The organism is Novosphingobium bradum (assembly GCF_042646485.1).
GTDB classification, from domain to species: domain Bacteria; phylum Pseudomonadota; class Alphaproteobacteria; order Sphingomonadales; family Sphingomonadaceae; genus Novosphingobium; species Novosphingobium bradum.
On sequence record NZ_JBHRTQ010000002.1, the window covers coordinates 123,626 to 147,235 of the forward strand.

21 protein-coding genes and 1 riboswitch are annotated in these 23,610 nt (G+C 70.3%); of the genes, 10 read left to right on the forward strand and 11 right to left on the reverse strand.

The genetic code is table 11. From position 1 onward, the window contains the following. Positions 1 to 75: 75 nt before the first annotated feature. The 4 genes from gluQRS (at position 76) to ACFOD9_RS01765 (ending at position 2,736) form a co-directional block, all read left to right on the forward strand. Positions 76 to 948, forward strand: coding sequence for a tRNA glutamyl-Q(34) synthetase GluQRS (gene gluQRS / locus ACFOD9_RS01750; RefSeq protein ID WP_379508361.1), 873 nt, complete (start codon positions 76 to 78; stop codon positions 946 to 948). Further along, positions 945 to 1,178: a hypothetical protein gene (locus ACFOD9_RS01755; protein ID WP_379508362.1), complete on the forward strand. Its 234-nt coding sequence runs from the start codon at positions 945 to 947 to the stop codon at positions 1,176 to 1,178. Before gluQRS ends, ACFOD9_RS01755 begins: the two co-directional genes overlap by 4 nt. Positions 1,179 to 1,199: 21 nt before the next feature. Next, entirely contained in the window at positions 1,200 to 1,781 is a 582-nt protein-coding gene (locus ACFOD9_RS01760; protein WP_379508363.1) for a cob(I)yrinic acid a,c-diamide adenosyltransferase, read from the forward strand. A gap of 85 nt (positions 1,782 to 1,866) precedes the next feature. Continuing rightward, complete coding sequence (locus tag ACFOD9_RS01765; protein ID WP_379508364.1) at positions 1,867 to 2,736, forward strand: 3-hydroxyacyl-CoA dehydrogenase NAD-binding domain-containing protein; 870 nt, start codon at positions 1,867 to 1,869, stop codon at positions 2,734 to 2,736. A 46-nt stretch (positions 2,737 to 2,782) separates the two neighbouring features. Here the strand turns inward: ACFOD9_RS01765 and ACFOD9_RS01770 are convergent, their stop codons facing one another. The 3 genes from ACFOD9_RS01770 to mutS all read right to left on the reverse strand — a co-directional run bounded on the left by ACFOD9_RS01770 (position 2,783) and on the right by mutS (position 5,967). Further along, positions 2,783 to 3,130 carry a hypothetical protein gene (locus tag ACFOD9_RS01770; protein WP_379508365.1) on the reverse strand — a complete coding sequence of 116 codons (348 nt, stop codon included), beginning with the start codon at positions 3,128 to 3,130 and terminating at the stop codon, positions 2,783 to 2,785. Continuing rightward, the gene (locus tag ACFOD9_RS01775) at positions 3,131 to 3,319 is read right to left on the reverse strand and encodes a hypothetical protein (protein ID WP_379508366.1); all 189 of its coding nucleotides are present in this window, start codon (positions 3,317 to 3,319) and stop codon (positions 3,131 to 3,133) included. A 62-nt stretch (positions 3,320 to 3,381) separates the two neighbouring features. Then, entirely contained in the window at positions 3,382 to 5,967 is a 2,586-nt protein-coding gene (gene mutS / locus ACFOD9_RS01780; RefSeq protein WP_379508450.1) for a DNA mismatch repair protein MutS, read from the reverse strand. Between the two features lie 186 nt (positions 5,968 to 6,153). Here mutS and ACFOD9_RS01785 point away from each other — a divergent pair, with 186 nt between their 5' ends. Both ACFOD9_RS01785 and ACFOD9_RS01790 read left to right on the forward strand, forming a co-directional pair. Continuing rightward, positions 6,154 to 8,415, forward strand: coding sequence for an NADP-dependent malic enzyme (locus ACFOD9_RS01785; RefSeq protein ID WP_379508367.1), 2,262 nt, complete (start codon positions 6,154 to 6,156; stop codon positions 8,413 to 8,415). Between the two features lie 28 nt (positions 8,416 to 8,443). Further along, positions 8,444 to 8,638, forward strand: a riboswitch (yybP-ykoY riboswitch). Positions 8,639 to 8,649: 11 nt separating this feature from the next. Next, entirely contained in the window at positions 8,650 to 9,222 is a 573-nt protein-coding gene (locus ACFOD9_RS01790; RefSeq protein WP_379508368.1) for a TMEM165/GDT1 family protein, read from the forward strand. Between the two features lie 49 nt (positions 9,223 to 9,271). On the opposite strand, the gene trmB is transcribed toward ACFOD9_RS01790, so the two are convergent. From trmB to ACFOD9_RS01815, 5 genes are all read right to left on the reverse strand, one after another. Next, positions 9,272 to 9,985, reverse strand: a complete 714-nt coding sequence (gene trmB / locus ACFOD9_RS01795; protein ID WP_379508369.1) for a tRNA (guanine(46)-N(7))-methyltransferase TrmB — start codon at positions 9,983 to 9,985, stop codon at positions 9,272 to 9,274. A 114-nt stretch (positions 9,986 to 10,099) separates the two neighbouring features. Beyond that, a complete protein-coding gene (locus ACFOD9_RS01800; protein WP_379508370.1) occupies positions 10,100 to 10,351 on the reverse strand; it encodes a hypothetical protein in 252 nt (83 codons plus the stop codon). 4 nt (positions 10,352 to 10,355) lie between these two features. Further along, positions 10,356 to 12,629: a xanthine dehydrogenase family protein molybdopterin-binding subunit gene (locus ACFOD9_RS01805; RefSeq protein WP_379508371.1), complete on the reverse strand. Its 2,274-nt coding sequence runs from the start codon at positions 12,627 to 12,629 to the stop codon at positions 10,356 to 10,358. Continuing rightward, positions 12,626 to 13,114 carry a (2Fe-2S)-binding protein gene (locus ACFOD9_RS01810; RefSeq protein WP_379508372.1) on the reverse strand — a complete coding sequence of 163 codons (489 nt, stop codon included), beginning with the start codon at positions 13,112 to 13,114 and terminating at the stop codon, positions 12,626 to 12,628. The genes ACFOD9_RS01805 and ACFOD9_RS01810 overlap by 4 nt, the downstream gene beginning before the upstream one ends. Positions 13,115 to 13,130: 16 nt before the next feature. Continuing rightward, positions 13,131 to 14,003 carry an FAD binding domain-containing protein gene (locus tag ACFOD9_RS01815; protein ID WP_379508373.1) on the reverse strand — a complete coding sequence of 291 codons (873 nt, stop codon included), beginning with the start codon at positions 14,001 to 14,003 and terminating at the stop codon, positions 13,131 to 13,133. Positions 14,004 to 14,181: 178 nt separating this feature from the next. On the opposite strand from ACFOD9_RS01815, the gene ACFOD9_RS01820 reads away from it, so the two are divergent. Beyond that, the gene (locus ACFOD9_RS01820) at positions 14,182 to 15,171 is read left to right on the forward strand and encodes an aldo/keto reductase (RefSeq protein WP_379508374.1); all 990 of its coding nucleotides are present in this window, start codon (positions 14,182 to 14,184) and stop codon (positions 15,169 to 15,171) included. A 16-nt stretch (positions 15,172 to 15,187) separates the two neighbouring features. On the opposite strand, the gene purU is transcribed toward ACFOD9_RS01820, so the two are convergent. After that, positions 15,188 to 16,042 (reverse strand): formyltetrahydrofolate deformylase, encoded by an 855-nt coding sequence (purU, locus tag ACFOD9_RS01825; RefSeq protein WP_379508375.1) that lies wholly within the window; start codon positions 16,040 to 16,042, stop codon positions 15,188 to 15,190. 158 nt (positions 16,043 to 16,200) lie between these two features. Next, positions 16,201 to 16,902, reverse strand: a complete 702-nt coding sequence (locus ACFOD9_RS01830; protein ID WP_379508376.1) for a hypothetical protein — start codon at positions 16,900 to 16,902, stop codon at positions 16,201 to 16,203. Positions 16,903 to 17,190: 288 nt separating this feature from the next. On the opposite strand from ACFOD9_RS01830, the gene ACFOD9_RS01835 reads away from it, so the two are divergent. Together ACFOD9_RS01835 and ACFOD9_RS01840 are read left to right on the forward strand one after the other, a co-directional pair. Next, positions 17,191 to 19,362 (forward strand): RNA degradosome polyphosphate kinase, encoded by a 2,172-nt coding sequence (locus ACFOD9_RS01835; RefSeq protein ID WP_379508451.1) that lies wholly within the window; start codon positions 17,191 to 17,193, stop codon positions 19,360 to 19,362. A gap of 58 nt (positions 19,363 to 19,420) precedes the next feature. Then, on the forward strand, positions 19,421 to 20,929 hold the full coding sequence (locus ACFOD9_RS01840) for a Ppx/GppA phosphatase family protein (protein WP_379508377.1): 1,509 nt from the start codon (positions 19,421 to 19,423) through the stop codon (positions 20,927 to 20,929). Positions 20,930 to 20,931: 2 nt separating this feature from the next. On the opposite strand, the gene ACFOD9_RS01845 is transcribed toward ACFOD9_RS01840, so the two are convergent. Further along, a complete protein-coding gene (locus ACFOD9_RS01845) occupies positions 20,932 to 22,071 on the reverse strand; it encodes a glycoside hydrolase family 130 protein (protein WP_379508378.1) in 1,140 nt (379 codons plus the stop codon). Between the two features lie 88 nt (positions 22,072 to 22,159). On the opposite strand from ACFOD9_RS01845, the gene fumC reads away from it, so the two are divergent. Beyond that, on the forward strand, positions 22,160 to 23,569 hold the full coding sequence (gene fumC / locus ACFOD9_RS01850; RefSeq protein WP_379508379.1) for a class II fumarate hydratase: 1,410 nt from the start codon (positions 22,160 to 22,162) through the stop codon (positions 23,567 to 23,569). Positions 23,570 to 23,610: the final 41 nt, after the last annotated feature.

Here is a 23,610-nt window from a genome sequence, read left to right on the forward strand (position 1 = left end):
CCCGGGTCAAGGCGGCACGCCCGGCGCTATCCACAGCTGGAAACCGCTGCCCGCCTGGGCCAAAGGGAAAGGCGCATGATCGTCACCCGCTTCGCCCCCAGCCCCAACGGGCCGCTGCACCTTGGCCACGCCTATGCTGGCATCGTCGCCCACGATCTGGCCCGGGCGCGGGGCGGGCGCTTCCTGGTGCGGATCGAGGATATCGACGGCAGCCGCAGCCGCGCCGACCTGGCCGACGAATTCCTTGCCGATCTTGCCTGGCTGGGCCTCGCCTGGGATGGCCCGGTGGTGCGCCAGTCCGCCCGGCTGGCGAGCTACGGCGCGGCCGCCGGGCGCCTCAAGGCCATGGGCCTGCTCTACCCGTGCCGCTGCACCCGCGCCGAGATCGCGGCCGCGGCCACCGCGCTCGGCCCGGATGGCCCGGTCTATCCCGGCACCTGCCGCACCCGCTCGGTCGATCCCGAAGGTGCCTCCTGGCGGCTCGATGTCGAAGGGGCCATGGCCCGCACCGGCCCGCTCGAATGGATCGACGAACTGGCCGGGCCGCAAGCCGCCCGCCCCGACCTGCTGGGCGACGTGGTGCTGGTCCGCAAGGATGCCCCGGCCAGCTACCACCTGGCCGCCACGCTCGACGATGCGGCCGACGGGATCACCCTGGTCACCCGGGGGGCCGACCTGTTCGCGGCCAGCCATGTCCACCGCCTGCTCCAGGCGCTGCTTGGCCTGCCGGTGCCCACCTGGCACCACCACGGCCTGCTGGTCGAGGCCGATGCCAATGGCCTCTGGCGCAAGCTGGCCAAGCGCCGCAATGCCCCCTCGCTGGCCGAGCGCCGCCGGGCCGGGGAGGACGGCCCGGCCCTGGCCGATGCCTTGCGCGCGGCGGCGGCGGGGCGCGCGCCGTTCCCCGCTGGCATTTCGCTGGCCCCGGCCCTACATGGGGAACCATGACCTACCTTCTTGCCCCGGTGATCGTCATCCTGATGATCATGGTCGTCGTCAGCCTGGTGCGCGGCATCATGGCCTTCCTCAAGAGCACCCGCACCGATCTCGAGCGCGGCGACGCGCCGGGGGCCAGCGAGATGCAGTTGCTCCAGAACCGGATGATGTTCACCCGCATCAAGTACCAGGCGGCGGCGATCCTCGTCGTCGCGGTGCTGCTGGCCGTGGCCAAGTCCTGACCCGACGCGAGACATCCTCACTTGGTCAAGCTCAACAAGATCTACACCCGCACCGGCGACGATGGCACCACCGGCCTTGTCGATGGCTCGCGCTGCGCCAAGCACGCGGCCCGGATGGAGGCGATCGGCGCGGTTGACGAGGCGAACAGCGCGATCGGCCTCGCGGTTGTCGCGCCGATGGCCGAGCCGCACCGGGCCTTGCTCCTGCGCGTGCAGAACGACCTGTTCGACCTGGGCGCCGACCTGGCCACCCCCGCCGCCTGCGCGGACGAGGACTTTGCCCCCTCGGACATGGTCCTGCGGATCGTGCCGGGGCAGACCGCGGCGATCGAGCAGGCGATCGACGGCTTTACCGCCGCCCTCGCCCCGCTCACCAGCTTCATCCTGCCCGGCGGGACCGAGGCCGCCGCGCGCGTCCACGTGGCCCGCGCCGCCGTGCGCCGGGCCGAGCGGACGATGACCGCGCTGGCCGCCCAAGCTCCGGTCAATCCGGCCGCGCTCGGCTATATCAATCGCCTGTCCGACCTGCTGTTCGTCATGGCCCGGGCGCTCAACGGCAATGGCGCGGGCGATATCCTGTGGACCCCGGGCGCCAATCGCTGAACGGCAAAACGCCGATTTCGCTGGCTTCGCATTCGCAGCATCGCTAGTCAGCGCGCCAACTAAAGGGAAGCGCGAGGGAAGACGCATGGCGACAGTTGCGGTGATCGGGGCTGGTCAGATGGGGTCGGGCATTGCCCAGACCGCCGCCCAGTTTGGCTACAATGTGCTGCTCAGCGACGTGAGCCTGGACCTGGCCCAGAACGCCAAGGCCGGAATCGGCAAGGCGCTGGACAAGCTGGTCGGGCGCGAGAAGATGGGCGCCGCCGAGGCCGTGGCCCTGCTGGACCGAATCACCCCGATCGCTGAATATGCCCCGATGACCGAGGCCGGCCTGATCATCGAGGCCGCCACCGAGCGCGAGGAAATCAAGCGCCGCATCTTCGAGAGCGCCTCGGCCGTGCTGGCCAAGGACGCGATCCTGGCCTCTAACACCAGCTCGATCCCGATCACCCGCATGGCGACCAGCACGCCCGATCCGGCGCGCTTTATCGGGCTCCACTTCTTCAATCCGGTCCCGGTCATGCAGCTGATCGAGATCATCCCGGGCCTGGCCACCGCGCCCGAAACCCTGGCGCGGACCCGCGCCTTCGCCGAATCGCTGGGCAAGCAGGTTGTCCAGAGCGAGGACGAGCCGGGCTTCGTGGTCAACCGCGTGCTGGTGCCGATGCTCAACGAGGCCGCCTTCGTGCTGGGCCAGGGCACGGCCTCGATCGCCGATATCGACAAGGGCTGCCGGCTGGGCCTCAACCACCCGATGGGTCCGCTGGAACTGGCCGATTTCGTCGGGCTGGACACCTGCCTCGACATCATCCGCGTCCTGCACAACACCACCGGCGACAGCAAGTATCGCCCGGCGCCGCTGCTGGTGAAATATGTCGAGGCCGGCTGGCTTGGCCGCAAGACCAAGCGCGGCTTCTACGACTACAACGGCGAGACCCCGGTCCCCACGCGCTAAGGCCCGGCAAGGGCGCGGCCGGGCCGAACCGCTGGGCCTGATTGGCCTAGCCTGGCTGCGCCTGGCCGGGCGGCGCCAGTCCGGCGGGAAAATCCGGGCCGACCGGTTCGCGCCGGGGCGCCACCCCGATTTCAGCCGGGTCCGGCCCCGGCAGCGCGGCGCGGGGCGGCGGGGCCACGGCATGGACCTCGTAAGTGCTCTCATCAGCCGCGAACCAGGCCTTGTGGGTTTCGGCGCCGGCGCGGATCTGCGCCTGGTTGCGCGAAGCCAGTTCCTCGGCCCCGGTGACGGCCGTTTCCGCGACCCCGCCCTCATGGGTGAACATGATCGCCAACACGGCCAGGCCGCCGGCGCCGAGCGCGGTCTTGCGCCAATCGGTGAGGACGTGGGCCATTCAGCGCCCGCCGGTGGGGCTGGCCAAGGCCCAGGGATTGGCGGCCGGCGCGGTGGCCGGCGTAGCCGGCGCCGACGGATCGTCGTCCTGCGCGGGGACCAGCTGCCAGGCGAGCAGCAGGATGCTCGCGCCCCACCACAGGGCGTTCCAGCGGCTGGCGAAGATCCGGGTCAGGCGGGGGCCGAACATGGTCCGCCCATAGCAGCGCCACGGTTAAGGAAGCGCTAGCCCGCGCCGCGCCATTTGCTCGGTCAGTCCGCGCCCTCGTCGGCGGCGCGCTTGAGCGCATAGAGGAGGTCAAGCGCCTCGCGCGGGGACAGGGCATCGACATCGAGTTCGCGCAGGCGCTCGCGCACCGGGTCGGCGGACGGGGATTCCGGCTCGACCACGGCGGCAAACAGCGGCAGGTCGCTCAGCCCGGCGGCCAGCCCGCCGGTTTGCGCGCGGCCCTTTTCCAGCCGGGCCAGCACCGCCTTGGCCCGCGCCAGCACCGGCCCCGGCACGCCCGCCAGCCGCGCCACGGCGAGGCCATAGGAGCGATCGGCCGGGCCATCGGCCAGCTCATGAAGGAGGACCAGATCGCCCTTCCATTCGCGCGCGCGGACATGGTGGAGCGAAAGCGCGCCGCAGCTATCCGCCAGGGCCGCGAGTTCGTGGTAATGGGTGGCGAACAGGCAACGGCAGCGGTTCACCCCGTGGACCGCCTCGGCCACGGCCCAGGCCAAGGCCAGGCCATCATAGGTAGAGGTGCCGCGCCCCACTTCGTCCAGCACGACGAAGCTGCGCTCGGTCGCCTGGGCGAGGATCGCGGCGGTTTCCACCATCTCGACCATGAAGGTGGAACGGCCCCGGGCAAGATTGTCGGAGGCGCCGACCCGGCTGAACAGGCGATCGACCAGCCCGATCCGCGCGGCGCTGGCCGGCACGAAGCTGCCCGCCTGGGCCAGCAGGACGATCAGCGCGTTCTGCCTGAGGAAGGTGGACTTGCCGCCCATGTTCGGCCCGCCGATCAGCCACAGGCGATCCTCGCCGCCCAGCGCGCAATCGTTGGCGACGAAGCGTTCGCCGCGCACCGCCAGCGCCGCCTCGACCACCGGGTGGCGCCCGCCGGAAATCTCCAGGCATGGCTCATCCGCGATCGCGGGCAGGCACCAGCCGCCCTCGAAGGCCCGTTCGGCAAGGCCCGCGGCGACATCGATCCGGGCGAGCGCGGCGGCGGTTTCGGCAATGGCCTGGCGGCTGGCGACGGCGGCGGCGACCAGGTTCTCGAAATGGCGCTCCTCGGCCGCGAGGGCATGGCCGCCGGCCTCGCCGATCCGCGCCGCTTCCTCATGCAGGGCGACCGCGTTGAAGCGCACCGCGCCGGCCATGGTCTGGCGGTGGGTGAAGCCGCTGTCGGGTGCCATCAAGCGGTCGGCCGAGCGGGCCGGGACCTCGATAAAATAGCCCAGCACGCCGTTGTGGCGGATCTTGAGCGCGGCAACCCCGGTTTCCTCGCGGTATTTCGCTTCCAGCGCGGCGATGGCGCGGCGGGCATTGCCGGCGGTTTCGCGCAGGGCATCGAGCGCGTGATCATAGCCCGCCGCGATGAATCCGCCCTGCCCCCGCTCGGTCGGCGGGCTGGGGACGAGGGCGAGGCCGTAGAGATCGGTCAGCGCGGCATGGCCGCCCAGCGCCGGCAGCAGGGTTTCGAGCAGGGCCGGACGATCGGGCCGGCGCAACAGATGGTCGCGCACGCGGCGCGCTTCGGCCAGGCCATCGCGCAACTGGCCCAGATCGCGCGGGGAGCCGCGCCCGGCGACCACCCGGCCCAGCGCCCGGCCGATGTCGGGCAGGGCGCGCAGCACCGCCCGCAGGTCGCCGCGCAGCAGCGAATCCTCGTGCAGCCAGGCGACAAGATCAAGCCGCGCGGCGATGGCCCCGGCGTCGGTCAGCGGCGCGGCGAGATCTTCGGCGAGCTGGCGGGCGCCGGCCCCGGTGACGCAGCGATCGACCGCGTCGAGCAGGCTGCCCTTGCGGCCGCCCCCGCTCGCCTCCAGCACTTCGAGGCTGGTGCGGGTCGCCTCGTCCATCGCCAGGGCGGCATCGCTCGCCCGCGCCACGGGCGGCAGCAGCAGCGGCAGCCTGCCCCGCCCGACATGGTCGAGATAGCCGACCAGCCCGCCCGCCGCCGCCAGCATGGCGCGCGTGAACATCCCGTAGCCATCAAGCGTGGCGACGCCATGCAGGGCGCACAGCCGGGCCTGCCCGGCGTCGCTGCCGAACTCGCGCGCCGGGCGGGCAATCGCCTCGAGCGCGGCCGGCGCCCAGCCTTCCGGGCAGACCAGTTCGCTGGCGCCAAGCCGCGCCAGCACCGCGCCCAGCCGGTCGGGCGGGCATTCCTCCAGCTCCATCCGGCCGGTGGAAATATCGCAGGCCGCCACGCCGACGGCCCCGCGCAGCTCGCAGGCCGCGGCCAGCACATTGGCCCGGCGCGGTTCGAGCAGGGCTTCCTCGGTCAGTGTGCCGGCGGTGACGAAGCGGACGATATCGCGCGCGACCAGCGCCTTGGAGCCGCCGCGCTTCTTCGCTTCCTCGGGCGTTTCCACCTGCTCGGCAATAGCCACCCGGCAGCCGGCGCGGATCAGTCGGGCGAGGTAGCCCTCGGCCGAATGGACCGGCACGCCGCACATCGGGATCGGCTCGCCCTGGTGTTCGCCGCGCGTGGTCAGCGCGATGTCGAGCACCTGGGCGGCCATCCGCGCATCGTCGAAGAACAGCTCGAAAAAGTCGCCCATGCGGTAGAACAGCAGGCAATCGCCGGCCTGGGCCTTGAGCGCGAGGTATTGCGCCATCATCGGCGTGGTCCCGGCCGGGATCGCCGGACCGGCGCCCGCGCTGGCATCGTCGGGGCGGACTGCTGCGTGCATGATCAAGCCATTAGCCCCGCCCGGGCCGCTTTGGGAACGCCGCGCCCGCAGCTTTCCCCTATCGTCTGGCCCCAAGCCGGGTTAGGGGGCACAAGTCAGCGCAAGGAGGCCAGGTTGAGCGAGGAAAACAACGTCCGTTTCACCGAGCGCGAGGCGCTGTTCTACCACAAGACGATTCGCCCCGGTAAGATCGAGATCATCGCCTCCAAGCCGATGGCGACCCAGCGCGACTTGTCCCTTGCCTATTCGCCGGGCGTGGCCGTTCCCGTCCAGGCCATCGCCGACGATCCGGCCACCGCCTACGACTATACCGCCAAGGGCAATCTCGTCGCGGTGGTTTCCAACGGCACGGCGATCCTGGGCATGGGCAACCTCGGCGCGCTCGCCTCCAAGCCGGTGATGGAAGGCAAGGCGGTGCTGTTCAAGCGCTTCGCCGACGTCGATTCGATCGACATCGAGCTGGCCAGCGAAGACCCGGACGCCCTGATCGAGGCCATCGCCATGATGGAGCCGAGCTTCGGCGGCATCAACCTGGAAGACATCAAGGCGCCCGAGTGCTTCATCATCGAGCAGGCGCTGCGCGAACGCATGAAGATCCCGGTCATGCACGATGACCAGCACGGCACCGCGATCATCGCCGCCGCCGGCCTGCTCAACGCCTGCCTGCTGACCAACCGCAAGTTCGAGGACGTCAAGGTCGTGGTCAACGGCGCCGGCGCCTCGGCGCTGGCCTGCACCGCGCTGATCAAGTCGATGGGCGTGCGCCACGAGAACGTGACCGTGTGCGACACCAAGGGCGTGATCTACGTGGGCCGCGAAGGGGTGGACCAGTTCAAGTCGGCCCACGCCATCGCCACCGACAAGCGCACCCTCACCGAAGCCCTGGTCGGCGCCGACATCTTCCTTGGCCTTTCGGCGGCGGGCGCGGTCACCCAGGACATGGTCAAGGCCATGGCCCCGCAGCCGATCATCTTCGCCATGGCCAATCCCGATCCCGAAATCACCCCGCCCGACGTCAAGGCGGTGCGCCCCGATGCGGTCGTCGCCACCGGCCGTTCCGACTATCCCAACCAGGTCAACAATGTCCTGGGCTTCCCCTTCATCTTCCGCGGCGCGCTTGACGTGCGGGCCACCGCGATCAACGAGGAGATGAAGATCGCCGCCGCCCGCGCCATCGCCGAACTGGCCCGCGCCCAGGTGCCCGAGGAAGTGGCCGCCGCCTATGGCATCAACCACGTGTTCGGGCTGGACTATATCATCCCCGCCCCCTTCGATCCGCGCCTGATCGAGGTCGTTTCCTCAGCCGTGGCCAAGGCGGCGATGGAAACCGGCGTGGCCCAGAAGCCGATCGAGGATTTCGAGGCCTATCGCCACGAACTGAAGGCCCGCCTCAATCCGACCACCTCGGTGCTGACCACGGTCTACCAGCAGGTCAAGGAGAACCCCAAGCGGGTGGTCTTCGCCGAAGCCGAGAACGAGGTGGTGCTGCGCGCCGCGATCCAGTTCCGCGATTTCGGCTATGGCACCCCGGTGCTGGTCGGCCGCGACCAGGTGGTGCGCGACAAGCTGGTCGAACTGGGCGTGGAGCATCCCCAGAGCTACGAGATCCACAACGCCGCGATCAGCAACCACGTGCCGGCCATGGTCGACCTGCTCTATGGCAAGCTCCAGCGGCGCGGATTCCTCAAGCGCGACGTGCAGCGCATGGTCAACCAGGACCGCAACGTGTTTGCCGCCGCGCTGGTCAAGCTGGGCATTGCCGATGCGATGATCACCGGCATGACCCGCACCTTCTCGCAATCGATGAAGGAAGTGCGCCAGGTGCTCGACCCCAAGCCTGGCAGCACCCCGTTCGGCGTCCACATGATGGTGGCCAAGAACTACACCGTGTTCCTGGCGGACACGACCGTGAACGAGCGCCCCACCGCCGAGGAACTGGCCCATATCGCCGTGGAGACCGCCGCGGTTGCCCGCCGCATGGGCCACGAGCCGCGCGTCGCCTTCCTTTCGTTCTCCACCTTCGGCAACCCGATGGGCAAGTGGCTGGAGCCGATCCGCGAGGCAGTGGCCATCCTCGATGAGCTGAACCCCGGCTTCGAATACGAGGGCGAAGTGGCCCCCGATGCCGCGCTCAACCCCAAGGTCATGGCCAACTATCCGTTCAGCCGCCTATCGGGCGCGGCCAACGTGCTGATCATGCCGGGGCTGCAATCGGCCAATATCTCGGCCAAGCTGCTGCGCGAACTGGCCGGCAACGCGGTGATCGGACCGATGCTGATCGGCATGGAAAAGCCGGTCCAGATCGCCCCGATGACCGCGATCGCGCCGGATATCCTCACGCTGGCGGTGCTGGCGGCGGGCGGCGTGGTGGGCTGAAGCGGCTTGATCACGGCCGGCTGGCAGGCTAACGCGGCGCCGTCATCTGGGGAGTAGCCAGCCGTTCGGTTCCAGATCGAACGGGCTCATGCGTCAACATACTCGGCCGAGAGGCCGTGGCGCATGGGGGACGGGGAACCGTCCGGGCGAGACCAATGGCGCCGCCGCTTCGCCTGTCCGGGCCGGAGCGCGGTGCTGTTGTGTTTCGCTTGAAGGCCCGGCCGGAGAACAATCTTGGAAGCCCTGCTCACCTCCACCGCCATCGTCGCGCTTGCCGAAATCGGCGACAAGACCCAGCTTCTGGCGATCCTGCTGGCCACCCGCTTCAAGCGGCCCTGGCCGATCGTGGCCGGCATCCTCGTCGCCACCCTGGTCAACCACTTCCTCGCCGCCCTGCTCGGCAGCGAGGTTGCCTCGGTGCTCGACGGCCAGTGGTTCCGCTACGGCGTCGCGATCTCGTTCCTCGCCATGGCCGCCTGGACCCTGGTGCCCGACAAGCTCGATGACGAGGAAGACCACAAGCCCGCCCGCTTCGGGGTCTTCGTCACCACGGCGATCGCCTTCTTCCTGGTGGAAATGGGCGACAAGACCCAGATCGCCACGATCGCGCTGGGCGCCCGCTTCCACGAGGCGCTGTGGGTCACGGCGGGCACCACGCTGGGCATGATGCTGGCCAATGTGCCGGCCGTGTTCCTCGGCAACGAGTTGATCCGCCGCGTGCCGCTGCACGTGGTCCGCTGGATCACCGCCGCGCTGTTCGCGGTGATCGGCGCCTGGCTGCTGCTGCAGACCGCCGGCCTCGCCTGACAGTCCCCGGCCTCCTGCCCTCTTTGCCCGGAGGGCGGGAGCGCCCGGCCTATTTCCGCCGGAAGCGGAAGTACCAGACCTCGTGGCCATAGACCGTGCGGGCCTTGTGCTCGTAGCGGGTTTCCGGCCAGCCACCGGGGCGCTTCTGGAAATCCTGTGGCTTGTCGCACAGCCATTCGAACTGGTCGCGGTGGCGGCGCATCACCATCAGCGCGTGGCGGACATAGACTGCGTGATCGGTGCCGAAGCGGAATTCGCCGCCGGGCTTCAGCTTGGCGGCGAACATATTCACCGGGCCATCGTTCATCATCCGGCGCTTGGCGTGGCGCGCCTTGGGCCAGGGGTCGGGATGGAGCAGGTAGAGGAACGAGAGCGACCCATCGGGAATGCGCTCCAGCACCTCCAGCGCATCGCCGTGATGGATGCGGACATTGCCGAGATGCCCGTCGCGCACGTGGACCAGCGCCTGGGCCACGCCGTTGAGAAACGGCTCGCAACCGATGAAGCCGTGGTCGGGCAGCATATCGGCGCGCGCGGCCATGTGCTCGCCACCGCCGAAGCCGATCTCGAAGTGCAGCGGGCGCGGGCCGAACGCATCCACCCCGAACAGCCCCTGCGCGGTGACCTCGCCTTCACGGGGCACGGCGATCTGCGGCAGGAGCTTGTCGACCAGCTCCTGCTGGCCCGCGCGCAGCGGCTTGCCCTTGGCCCGGCCATAGAGCCGGTGGATGGTGGTGGGATCGCCGTCTTTGTAAGCGGTCATGCTGAAGGGGCCGGCCTGGTTGCGGGGAAACGGGCGCGCGGTGTCCCCGCGCGGCGCCCCCGTTATGACCCTGCCAAAGCCTTGTCCAGCCGATGATCGGCCGCCGCTCCCGCCTCAGCCGGCGCCGCCGGCCACCCGGTTGACCACCAGCACCGCGCTGTCGGGCCGCACCGGGGTCGACCAGTCGTCCGCCAGAACGCCATCGACCGCGATCGCCAGGGTATGCCCGGCCCGGTCCTCGAAACCCGGCCCCAGCGCCTCCAGCGCGTGGATCACGGCGAACAGGGTCTTTCCGGCCACCGCGATCGTCTCGCGCCCGCCGAACAGTTCCTTGGCCAGCGCGGTCGGCAGGGACACGGTCGCCACGCGGTCAGCCCGCGCAGATCGCCGCATGGACGCGGGCGGGGCTGAGCGGCAGGTCGGTCATCCGCTGGCCGATGGCCCGGCTGACCGCATTGCCGACCGCGCCGAGCGGCGGGATGATCCCGGCCTCGCCGACGCCCTTCACCCCATAGGGATGGGCCGGGTTCGGCTTTTCCACCATCACCGCCTCGATCATCGGCAGGTCGGAGGCGACCGGCATCCGGTAGTCAAGGAAGCCCGGGTTATCGACCTGCCCGGCCGCGTTCCAGACATATTCCTCGTTCAGCGCCCAGCCGATCCCCTGGACCGTGCCGCCCTGGATCTGCCCCTCCACATAGTCGGGATGGATCGCGGTGCCGACATCCTGCACGGCGGTGTAGCGGGTGATCGTGGTCACCCCGGTTTCCCGGTCCACGTGGGCATCGCAGATATGGACCGCGATCCCGGGAAGCCAGCCCTGCGCGTTGACCGTGCCATTGGCCGAGATCGGCCCGCCCGAGAAATTGGCCCGGCGGGCGATCTGCGGCAGGGTCAGCGACTGGCCGGCATTGTCGCCCGAACCGCACCAGGCCGCGCCATCGCGCCAGTCCACTTCCTCCGGCTCCACGCCCCAGGTCATCGCGGCGCGGTGGCGCAACTGGGTGATGACCGCCTCGGCGGCCATGACCACGGCCTTGCCGGTGGCAAAGGTCGTGCGGCTGCCGCCGGTGAGCATCGAATAGCCGATCGAATTGGTATCGGCGATCACCACGCGCACCCGGTCATAGGGCACGCCCAGCGTTTCGGCGGCCATCATTGCCATGGCCGCGCGGCTCCCGCCGATATCGGGGCTGCCTTCGGTGACGATCACCGTGCCATCCTCGGCCACGCTGACCTCGGCGGTAGAGGGGCCGCCATAATTGCCCCAGGCCCCGGCCGCGACGCCGCGCCCTTCACCTTCGCCGAGCGGCGCGGTCCAGTGCGGATGGGCCTTGGCCGCCTCGAGCGCCTCGGCAAAACCAACCTCGCCGTGAGGCAGGCCATGATAGCCGGTATCGCCCGGGCGGGCGACGTTACGGAGTCGCAGCTCCAACGGGTCCAGCCCCAAGGCCTGGGCGATCTCGTCCAGCACCGCTTCCACCGGGTAGGAGGCCTGCGGCGCACCGGGCGCGCGATAGGCGTGGCTCTTGGGCATGGTGTTGAAGACCCCGCGCCCGCGGAAATCGAAGTTGGCGATGGCATAGGGCAGGGCCGCCGAAGCCAGCCCGGCATTGACCTCGTCCTGGAAATCGGAGCCGATCAGGAAGGCGAGGTCAATCTCCAGCCCGGCGATCGTGCCATCGGCCATGGCGCCCGCGCGAACCCTGACCTCGGCCCCCGGCGCCGGGCCGCTGGCGCGGAACACGTCGCTCCGGCTCATCGCCAGGCGCACCGGACGACCGGCCTTGCGCGAGAGCAGCATGGCCACCGGTTCGAGATAGACCTTGGTCTTGCCGCCAAAGCCGCCGCCGATCTCCAGCGGCACAACCCTGAGATCGGCCAGCGCAATGCCCAGCACCGTGCCGACATCCCCGCGGATCATGAAGTGGCCCTGGCTGGAGGCCCAGATCTGCCCCTGGCCATCGGCATTCCACTGCGCCACGCAAGCGTGGGGTTCGATATAGCCCTGGTGGACGGGGGGCATGACGAACCGGCGTTCCACCACCAGGTCGGCCCCGGCGATCGCGGCGGCGGCATCGCCGCGCTTGTTGCCGGTGACCAGCGCCAGGTTCGAGGGGCTAGCCACTTCCGGATCGGTTCCGGGGGTGATGTAGTCCTCGTGCACCAGCGGTGCATCGGGGGCCAGCGCCTCGGCCAGGGTCATCACCGGGCGCAGCACTTCGTAATCGACCACGATCAGCGCCAGCGCGGCGGCGGCGACATCCGGGCTGGTCGCGGCGACGGCGGCGACGGCATGGCCATCATACAGGACCTTGCCCCGCGCCATGCTGTGCCGCGCGGTCCGCAGCGCGTTCTTCGAGGGATCGCGGGCCAGCAGGGTCGCATCGTCATCAAAGTCCGCCGCGGTGACCACCGCCTTGACCCCGGGAAGCGCGGCGGCGGCGCGGGTGTCGATGCCCCGGATGCGGGCATGGGCATGGGGGCTTCGCAGGATCGCGCCGTGGAGCATCCCCGCCGCGGCGAAATCGGGGCTGTAGATCGCCTTGCCGGTGACCTTGTCCACCCCGTCGGGACGGACCGGGCGGGTGCCGACGACCCGGTAGGCCGGGGCGTTCTCGAGCTTGCCGGTGGGCGCGTTCATGCCGGGCTCCTTTCCTGGCGCAGGTCGGCGGCGGCGGCGAGCACGGCGCGCACGATCTTGTCATAGCCGGTGCAGCGGCACAGGTTGCCCGCCAGCCAGTAGCGCGCCTCGGTTTCGGTGGGATCGGGGTTGTGATCAAGCAAGGCCTTGGCGGCAACCAGCACGCCCGGCGTGCAGAAGCCGCATTGCAGGGCGCCATGCTTGAGGAACTGCTGTTGCAGCGGGTGCAGGCCATCGCTGCCGGCCATGCCCTCGATCGTGGTGATCCGCCGGCCCTCGGCCTCGGCGGCGAGGACCAGGCAGGAGCAGACCATCTCGCCATCGAGGGTGACGGTGCAGGCACCGCAATCGCCCGAACCGCAGCCTTCCTTGCTGCCGGTGAGGCCGAGCGGCCCGCGCAGGGCATCGAGCAGGGTGGCGCCCGGTTCGCACAGGAATTCCTGCGCGTCGCCGTTGACCGTGGTGGAAATGTGCAGGCGGCTCATCGGTGAGGCTCCGAAATCAGCGAGTGCGGGCGGCCGCGCGCTCGGCGGCCTTGAGAACGGCGCGGCGGGCGATAACCCCGGCCATGGCAATGCGGTAGGCGGCGGTGCCGCGCTTGTCGTCGATCGGGCGGGCAGCCGCCTGGCACGCGGCCGACAGGGCGGCGAGCGCGGCGTCATCGAGCCGGGTGCCGATCAGCGCCGCGCCGGCGGCTTCCACCAGCAGCGCGGTCGGCGCGACGGCGCCCAGCGCCACCCGGGCCGCGGTGCAGGTGCCGTCGGCCGCCAGTTCGAGCCAGGCGCCCGCGCCGACGATGGCGATGTCCATCTCGGTGCGCGGGATCAGACGCAGGTAGGCATCGGCCGCGCCGGCCGGCTGGGGCGGCAGCAGGATCTCGACCACAACTTCGCCCGGGGCCAGGCTGGTGCGCCCGGGAGACACGGGAATTTCGGCCACGGCCACTTCGCGGGTGCCGCCCGGCCCGGCCAGACGGCAGCGCGCGCCGGCGGCGATCATCGCAGGCACGCTGTCGGCAGCGGGCGAGGCATTGCACAGGTTTCCGGCCAGGGTTGCGCGGTTGCGGACCTGGACCGAGCCGATCAGGTTGGCCGCCTCGACCACGCCGGGCCAGGCGGCGACCAGCGCGGCATCGGCCTTGAGCGCGGTGCAGGGCGTGGCCGCGCCGATGGCGAAGCCGCCTTGCGCCGTGCGGCGCACGCCGATCAGCTCGGGAATGCGCTTGAGATCGACCACGCATGGCGCGGAAGCCCGGCCCGACCGCATCTGCACGATGAGATCGGTCCCCCCGCCCAGCGGGCGGGCGCCGGCCTCGGCCAGCAGGCGCACGGCATCGGCAAGGGTGGCGGGCGAATGGAACTGGGCTGTTGTCATGACTCTCCCCGGTGACCTTGCGACTTTCGGGGTTCCTGCCGCAATGTCAACGCCGCTATCGGCCCCCGGTGCCCCGCGGCGGCCCACCCGCGCCGCCGGCGGGCTTGACCGACTGCCGGCGCCCCGGCACTTCCGGACGGCTTGCGCGACGCCGCGCAGCCCGCACGAGGTCAACCCGATGAAGCGCACCCTTGGTGGCCGCAGCGTCAAGGCCATCGGCCTTGGCTGCATGAACCTGAGCCATGCCTATGGCCCGCCCCTGCCGCCCACCCAAGGCGCGCGGGTGCTCGATCGCGCGCTGGAGCTGGGCTACGACCATTTCGACACCTCGCGGCTCTATGGCGGCGGGCGCAACGAGGACCTGGTCGGGCGCGTGCTCAAGGGCCGCCGCGACAGGGTGTTCCTTGCTTCCAAGACCGGCATCCACGTGGCGGACGGCCGCCGCTGGATCGACTGTTCGCCCGCCGCGATCCGCGCCGGGCTGGACCAGAGCCTGACCGCGCTCGGCGTGGACCACATCGATCTCTATTACCTCCACCGGCCCGACTTCACCGTGCCGATCGAGGACTCGGTGGGCGCGCTGGCCGACCAGGTCCGGGCCGGCAAGATTGGCGCCATCGGCCTGTCGGAAATGAACGCGCAGACCCTGCGCCGCGCCCATGCGGTCTACCCGGTGGCGGCGATGCAGACCGAATATTCGCCCTGGACCCGCAATGTCGAGATCGCCGTGCTGGACACCGCCCGCGAACTGGGCGTAGCGCTGGTCGCCTTCTCGCCGCTGGGACGCGGGGCGCTGTGCGGCACGCTGCGCGATCCGGCGAGCCTTGTCGCGGGCGATATGCGCCGCGACATTCCCCGCTTCCAGCCCGATCACTGGCCCCGCAATCTCGTCCTGATCGATCGGCTCGCCGCGCTGGCCGGGGAAGCCGGGGTCAGCGCCGCCCAGCTCTGCCTTGGCTGGGTGCTGTCGCGCGGGGACCATGTCCACGCCATTCCGGGCACGACCCGGCTCGATCACGTCGCAGAAAACCTCGCCCGGGCCGACTGGCGGCCCGACGCCGACCTGGTCGCGCGGGTGGATGCCCTGTTCGATCCCGAGGCCATCTCGGGCGGGCGCTATCCGCCCGTGCTCCAGGCCCAGGTCGAGACCGAGGACTTCCCCGGCTGACCCGCCGCACCCCGGATCAGGACTTGAACACCACGGTCTTGTGGCCGTCGCGGAACACCCGGTCCTCGAGGTGGAGGAGAACGGCGGTCGCCAGGACCCGGCGCTCGATGTCGCGACCCTTGCGGACAAGATCGTCGGGCGTGTCGGCATGACTGATCGCTTCCACATCCTGGTGGATGATCGGCCCCTCGTCGAGATCCTCGGTCACGTAGTGGGCGGTCGCCCCGATCATCTTTACCCCGCGCGCATGGGCCTGGTGATAGGGCTTGGCCCCCTTGAATCCGGGCAGGAACGAGTGGTGGATATTGATGCACCGGCCCGAGAGAAAGGCCGACATCTCATCCGAAAGGATCTGCATATAGCGGGCCAGCACGACCAGCTCGGCCCCGGTTTCCTCCACGATGGCGCGGATCCGGGCTTCCTGCAGCGGCTTGGTTTCGCGGGTGATCGGCAGGTGATGGAACGGGATATCCTCGCCGATCGCGCCGTTCAGCACCTCGCGCGGGTGGTTCGAGACGATCCCCACGATATCCATCGGCAATTCGCCGATGCGGTGGCGATAGATCAGGTCGGTCAGGCAATGGTCGAACTTGCTGACCAGCAGCAGGACCTTCTTGCGCTCGGTCGTGGCGCGCACGGTGAGGTCCATGGCCAGGCGGTCGGCCACCTCGGCGAAGCCGGCGGCGACGCTGGCCGCATCGGCGCCCGCGCAGTCAAACCCGATCCGCATATAGAACCGGCCACTGTCGACCGCGTTGAACTGCTGCGCCTCGCGGATATTCCCGCCGAGCTGGAACAGCCGCCCGGTAACCGCGGCGACCAGCCCCGGACGATCGGGGCAGGCCAGCGTCATGACATAATCGTGGTGCATTTGCGCTCCGGCATATCATCCGTCTGGCGCGGCCATGTCCGATCCGGCCCGCTCCCGCAAGCCGGATCGCGCAGCCGGCGCGCCGGATGAGAGCATGGTCAGGAACCCGGGCCGGGAACCTGGCCGCAAGCTGGAGCGGGGCGTGATGCCGGGTCGGGTCAGCCCTTGATGGCCGGCAGCTCCGCCGCATCGGGGGCAGCGGCTTCGGGCGCGGCGGGGGCATCCACGGTCGCCGCCTGCCCGGTGACGGGGGCGATTCCGGCGCGGTCGAACAGCGGGGCCGGTTCGTCGCGCGGGGCGACCAGGTCGGCAAGGTTGCCGCTGGCCCCGTGATCCTCGCCCTGGCCGAAGCGATGCTCGGCCTCGGGCGCTTCGTCATAGAGCGAGAAGGCGTTGGCAAAGGCGCCATCGGCGAAAGCGGGGGCCGCGGCGTGGGCCTGATGACGGGCAGCGTGGCGGGCCGGGGCGGGCGCATCGGCCGAAGGCAGGGTGGCGGCCAGATGCGCCGGAGCGACCCGCGCCGGATTGGCCGGCACGGGCGCCGCCGCCAGCCGCCGGGGCGCGGAAACGGGAGCCACCGCCAGCGCGGGAGCGGCAACCGGGGCGGCGGAAACCGGAGCCACGGACGCCGGAGCGGCCAGCGACGGAACGGCCAGGGCCAGAGCCGGCGCGGCGACCGGGAAGGTGGGCGCCTGCGGCCCGGCGACGGGGGCGAGCGGTTCGGCATAAGCGAGCTGCTCGGCCTCGGCGGCGGCCCGGTCCATCCGGTGCTGGACATAGTAGATCCCGGCGCAATCCGCCGCAACAAAGGCCAGAACGGCCAGGCGCGCGGCCTGCTTGCGAGTGGTGAGTCCTGCCATGATGCCCTCCGTGCCGGCCCCCTGCCAGCCATGATCCGCCTTGCGGCGACCCCTGATTCGCCCGATCGAGCATAATCTCGCCACGGAATACTGCATAGCGCGGCGAACATACAGTCCCGCACGAAGTATCCCTGGCGAAACGAGCGATCATTCGCCCCGGCAGGACTTCTGCCCGATCCGCCCGCACCGCCACCCGCTCTGCCGTCGGCCCTTCCCATGCGGTCACACGGGTGTAACAATCCCCCGTCCATGCAGGAGCCGCACAAGGTGGGCGGGTTGAAGAAGGCAATGCACGATCTGGCGACAAGCGGCCTGGTGGCCGAAGGGGAACACGCGCGCCATCCCGAGCTGTTCTTCAACCGCGAGCAGAGCTGGCTGGAATTCAACCGCCGCGTCCTCGCCGAGGCGCAGAACCCCAACTATCCCCTGCTCGAACGGCTGCGCTTCCTGTCGATCTCGGGCAGCAACCTTGACGAATTCATGATGGTTCGCGTCGCCGGCATCGCCGGCCAGGTCGCGCGGCGGATCGAGGAAGTCTCGGTCGACGGGCTGACCCCGGGCCAGCAGCTTGCCGCCCTGCGCGAAGGGGTGAGCGCGCTGGTCGCCGCCCAGCAGGCCAGCCTCGAACAGCTCGCCCCCCTGCTGGCCGATGCGGGCGTGTGCATCGCCGGGGAAGGCCACTGCGCCGGACCGGAGGCGCAATGGCTGGCGCGCTACTTCGCCGAACACGTGCTGCCGGTGATCACCCCCCAGGCGATCGACCCGGCCCATCCCTTCCCGTTCATCGCCAACCAGGGCACCGGCATCCTGTTCTCGCTGGAGCGCGTAGCCGATGCGACCCCGATCACCGAGATGGTGCTGATCCCGCCCGCCCTCCCGCGCTATGTCCGCCTGCCCGGCGACCAGCCGGACAGCCGGGCCGTGTGGATCGGCATCGCCGACCTGATCCGCCAGCACGCCACCACCCTGTTTCCCGGCTTCCGGGTGCTGGGCAACGGCATCTTCCGCGTCCTGCGCGACAGCGACATCGAGATCGAGGAGGACGCCGAGGATCTGGTGCGCCACTATCGCTCGGCGATCCAGCGGCGGCGGCGCGGCAAGGTGATCCTGCTCCAGCTTGAACAGGATTTCGACCCGGCCGCCGAAACGCTTTTGCGCGAGCAGCTGGGGCTGGAGAACGCGCTGGTGCTCCAGATGGGCCGCGAGGTCGATTTCACCGGGCTGGCCGCGATCCTTGAAGAACCGCGCCCCGATCTCAAGTTCGCGCCCTATTCCCCGCGCTATCCCGAACGCATCCGCGAACACGACGGCGATTGCTTTGCGGCGATCCGCGAGAAGGACATCGTCATCCACCACCCCTACGAAAGCTTCGAGGTGGTGGTCGATTTCCTGCGCCAGGCGGCGGCCGATCCCGACGTGGTGGCCATCAAGCAGACCCTCTACCGCGCCGGCAAGCAATCGGCGGTGATCGCCGCGCTGATCGCCGCGGCCGAGGCCGGCAAGTCGGTCACCGCCGTGGTCGAGCTGAAGGCCCGCTTCGACGAGGAGCAGAACCTGCTCTGGGCCAGCCAGCTAGAACGCGCCGGGGTCCAGGTGATCTACGGCTTCGTCGAATGGAAGACCCACGCCAAGATCTCGCTGGTGGTGCGCCGCGAAGGGGAGGGCTATCGCACCTATTGCCACTTCGGCACCGGCAATTACCACCCGATCACAGCGCGCATCTATACCGACCTGTCGTTCTTCACCGCCGATCCCAAGGCCGGGCGCGATGCCGGGGCGCTGTTCAACTTCATCACCGGCTATGTCGAGCCCAAGGCGACCGAGTTCCTCGCCATCTCGCCGATCAACCTTCGCAACAAGCTGTATGACTGCATCGATGCCGAGGTCGCCTGCGCCCGCGCCGGCAAGCCGGCGACGATCTGGGCCAAGCTCAACCAGCTCACCGACGAAGGCCTGATCGAGCGGCTCTACGCGGCCAGCCGGGCGGGCGTGGAGGTGCGGCTGGTCGTGCGCGGGATCTGCTGCCTGAGGCCCGGCCTGCCGGGCGTTTCGGAGCGGATCACGGTCAAGTCGATCATCGGCCGGTTCCTTGAGCACAGCCGCATCTGGGCCTTCGGCAATGGCGGCGCCCTGCCCAATGCCCGGGCGCGGGTGTTCATCTCCTCGGCCGACGGGATGAGCCGCAACCTCGATCGCCGGGTGGAAGTGCTGGTGCCGATCCGCAATCCCACGGTCCATGACCAGGTGCTCGACCAGGTCATGCTGGCCAACCTGCTGGATACCGAGCAAAGCTGGGTGCTGGCCGCCGATGGCTCCTATTCTCGGCTGGACCATGGCCCAAAGCCCTTCAACCTCCACAAGTATTTCATGACCAATCCCTCGCTTTCCGGGCGCGGGGCTGCTTTGGCGAGCGGACGCAAGGTGCCGAAGCTGGCGCTGCGCCGGGGTGGAGGCCGATGACGGCCCGGCCCGCGCCGCCCGCTTGGCGATTCTGCTGGAAGTGAAGGGCTGACAAGGCATGGAACGGCACGACGGGCAGCCGGCGGATGAGCCCGCGAAGGACGCCGCGGATTTCCGGGCGAACGAACGGGCGCGCGCGATCATCGACGTCGGCTCCAACACCGTGCGCCTGGTGGTCTATGGCGGCCCGGCCCGCGCGCCGACCGTTCTTCACAACGAAAAGGTCACCGCGCGCCTCGGCCGGGGCGTGGCCGAAACCGGGCGCCTGTCGCGCAAGGCCGTCGCCGCGGCCCTCGCCGCGCTTGCCCGCTACCGCTGCCTGCTCGATCTCCAGGGCGTGCGCGAGGTCGACCTGGTGGCGACTGCCGCCGTGCGCGATGCCGCCGATGGCCCCAAGTTCCTCGAGGACGTGGCCCGGCTCGGCTTCGTCCCGCGCCTACTGGCCGGCGAGGAGGAGGCGCTGGCCAGCGCCATGGGCGTGCTTGGCGCTTTCCCCGGGGCGCATGGCGTTGTTGCCGACCTGGGCGGGGGCAGCCTCGAACTGGTCGACATCGTCGGGGCCGAATGCCGCCACGGGGTCAGCCTGCCGCTGGGCACCCTGCGCCTGGCCGCGCTGCGCGCCGGCACGCCCAAGGCCTTTCTCGACAGGGTCGGCGCCCTGCTCGCCGAGGCGGAATGGGCCGCCCCGCATGGCCCGACCCTGTTTCTCGTGGGCGGCTCGTTCCGCTCCTTCGCCCGCCACGCCATGCAGATGGTCGACTGGCCGAGCGACGATCCCCACGGCTTCGAGCTGACCGCCGACAAGGCCCGCGCCCTGGCCCGCGACCTTGCCGCGACGCCGGCCGAAGCCATGGTCCCGATCCCCGGGGTCAGCGCCGCCCGCCTCGCCGCCCTGCCCGACGCCGCGGCCCTGCTGGGCGCGCTGATCCGGACCATGGCCCCGGCGCGGCTGGTGTTCTCATCGTGGGGGCTGCGCGAAGGGCTGCTGTTCGGCAGCCTCGATCCGGCCACGCGCGCGCAGGATCCGCTGAGCGCCGCCGTGGCCGCCTTTGCCGACCAGGAAGGCTGTTCGCCCGCCGTCGCGCGGATCGTGGCCAAATGGACCGCGCCCGCGGCCAGCCCCGGCGACGAGCGGCTGCGGCTCGCCGCCACCGCCCTCGCCCTTGCCTCGACCTATGCCGAGCCGAACCTGCGCGCCGACCTGGCGGTGGGCTGGGCCATGCGAAAGCGCTGGATCGGCATCGACAGCCGGGGCCGGGCCATGCTGGCCGCCGCGCTCATGGCCAACACCGGCCGGCTCGATGTGCCCAAGGCCTGGCGCGCCTTCGCCCCAGTGGCGGACCTGGCCACGGCGCAAGCCTGGGGTCTGGCCGTGCGCCTGTGCCGCCGGTTCTCGGGCGGGGCCGAAACCGCGCTGGCCGGCAGCCGCATCGCGCTGGATGCCGAGACCCTGCGGCTCAGCGTGAGCCAGCCCTATGCCGCATTGGTCAACGAAGGGGTGCAGCGCGATCTCAAGGCGCTGGCCACCCTGCTCGGCCGCAAGCCGGCCTGGGACATCGCGGACTAGAGTCAGCCCGGCGGCTCGTCGTGGAAGGCCGATTTCGGCACGAGGGTGATCCGGCAGGCCAGATCGGCCTCGCCGGAGGCAACGATGAAATGGTCCCCGGCATCGACGATGCCCGTGGTGAAGACCACGCCGTGCATATACATCATCTCGTCCAGCGGCTCGGTCAGGGCGGGATCGGCTTCCAGCAGCGGCGCCGGGCTGCCGGCGATCGCCCGCCACGGCTCGTGCTCGTCAAGCAGGGTCCAGTAGGTCCGGTAGATGCCGACGATCTCCTTGGGCTCCACCCCGTGCCACAGCGACAGCCAGCCGCGCCGGCCCGCCACTTCGGTAAGGATCGGCGGCGCGCCGCCGCCGAGGCGCGCCGTGGCCAGGGTTCCGGCCCGGGGGCGGATGCCGGGCAGGAGATGGGGTTGCCAGTGCCGGCCATCGGGGCTGGTGGCCAGGTTGATCGACGGCCCCGCCCGCCACGGCGATCCGGGCGGATAGGCGAAATAGAGATCGCCCAGTGGCCGGGTCTGCGCCCAGTACTTGCCGTTCACCAGCCCTTCGAACACCAGCATATCCTTGTTCTGGTGATCGAGCACGATCCCCTCGAAGGTCCAGTCGAGCGCATTGTCCGAGCTGTAGAGCGTGGTCGAATGGCGCTCCGGGCTGACCGAGCAGGTGGTCATCAGGTAACCGCCATCAATCCGGCTGATCCGCGCATCCTCGATCCCGTAGCACTGCCACGGCCCCACCGGCGCGATCGCCCTGGCATAGTGGATATCGACGATCCGCTGCCCGTCGGGCGTCAGCTCCACCGGCAGCAGCCAGGACAGCGAGGTCAGGGCCATGATCCGCCAGCCGCCGCCGTGCAGCTCGAACTTGCGCGGATCGGCAGTATCGGCGAGGTCCACCGGCCAGGCATCGAGCACGTAGCGGGTTTCTTCGTGGCGGATCGCGTGGACCATGCCGTCGCGGATCGGCTCACGCAGCGCCTCGGCCACCCGCACCATCATCAGCAGGTTACCCGAAGGCAGCACGGTCAACCCCGGGTTGAAGGCGCCCAGCACATAGGTTTCCGCGGCCAGGTGCCCGGCCAGCGGCGAGCGGGCGAGATCGATGTGGCGCGGGTTCAGCACCAGGTGGTCGGCCGGGGCCATCGCGGGGTCTCCTTGTCCCCGGCGGAACGCCCCTCGCCCCCGGGCTGTTCCCTCTGTTATCCTGCCCGCGAAAAGGAGTTGCCTCGCCATGGCCGAATACCGAACCGAGAGCGACAGCCTGGGCGAGATCGCGGTGCCCGCCGGCGCCTACTGGGGCGCCCAGACCCAGCGCTCGATGGAGAACTTCCCGTTCGGCCAGTGCGAAAGGATGCCGCTGCCGATCGTCCATGCGCTGGCCCTGATCAAGCAGGCCGCCGCCCGGGTAAACCGTCGCCACGCCCTGGCTCCCGAGCTCGCCCCCGATCTGGCCCCCAATCTGGCCGAAGCGATCGAGACCGCCGCCGCCGAGGTGGCGCGCGGCGCGCATGACGACCAGTTCCCGCTGGCGATCTGGCAGACCGGCTCGGGCACCCAGACCAACATGAACGTCAACGAGGTGATCGCGGGCCGCGCCAACGAACTGCTCGGCGCCGGGCGCGGCGGCAAGGCGCCGGTCCACCCCAACGATCACGTCAATGCCGGGCAGTCCTCCAACGATTGCTTCCCCACCGCGCTCCATGTCGCCGCCGCGCGCGAGGCCAGCCAGCGGCTGATGCCCGCGCTGGCCCGGCTGGAAACGGCGCTGGCCGACAAGGCGGGCGAATGGGCTGCCATCGTCAAGATCGGCCGCACCCACCTGCAGGATGCCACCCCGCTGACCCTAGGCCAGGAGTTTTCCGGCTATGCCGCCCAGCTTTCGCGCTGCCGCGAGCGGTTGGGCCACGCCATCGACGCCGACCTGATGCCGCTGGCCCAAGGGGGCACGGCGGTCGGCACCGGGCTCAACGCCCCGCCCGGCTTCGCCGCCGACATGGCCGCCCAGCTTGCCAGCCTCACCGGCCTGCCCTTCCGCCCCGCGCCCAATGCCTTCGAGGCGCTGGCCAGCCACGATCCGCTGGTCCAGCTTGGCGGCACGCTGACCACCCTGGCGACTGCACTCAACAAGATCGCCAACGATATCCGCCTGCTCGGCTCCGGCCCGCGTTCCGGCCTTGGCGAACTCGACCTGCCGGCCAACGAGCCGGGCAGCTCGATCATGCCGGGCAAGGTCAATCCCACCCAGGCCGAGATGCTGACCATGGTCTGCGCCCAGGTGATCGGCAATGGCCAGGCCATGGCCGTGGGCGGGATGCAGGGCCATTTCGAGCTCAACGCATTCAAGCCGGTGATCGGCGCGGCGCTGCTGCGCTCGATTGACCTGCTCGCCGTGGCCATGGACAGCTTCGCCGCGCGCTGCGTGGAAGGCCTCCAGCCCAACCGCGCGCGGATCGCCGAACTGGTCGGCCGCTCGCTGATGCTGGTCACCGCGCTGGCGCCCCGCATCGGCTACGACCAGGCCGCCCGCATCGCCAGATATGCCCATGCCCAGGGGCTGACCCTGCGCGAGGCGGCCCTGGCGCTCGGCTTGGTCGACGGCGCACAATTCGATGCGCTGGTCCGCCCCGAAAACATGGTCTGACGTGACCCGGCAGCGCCAACCTGCGGAACAGGACGGCGCGC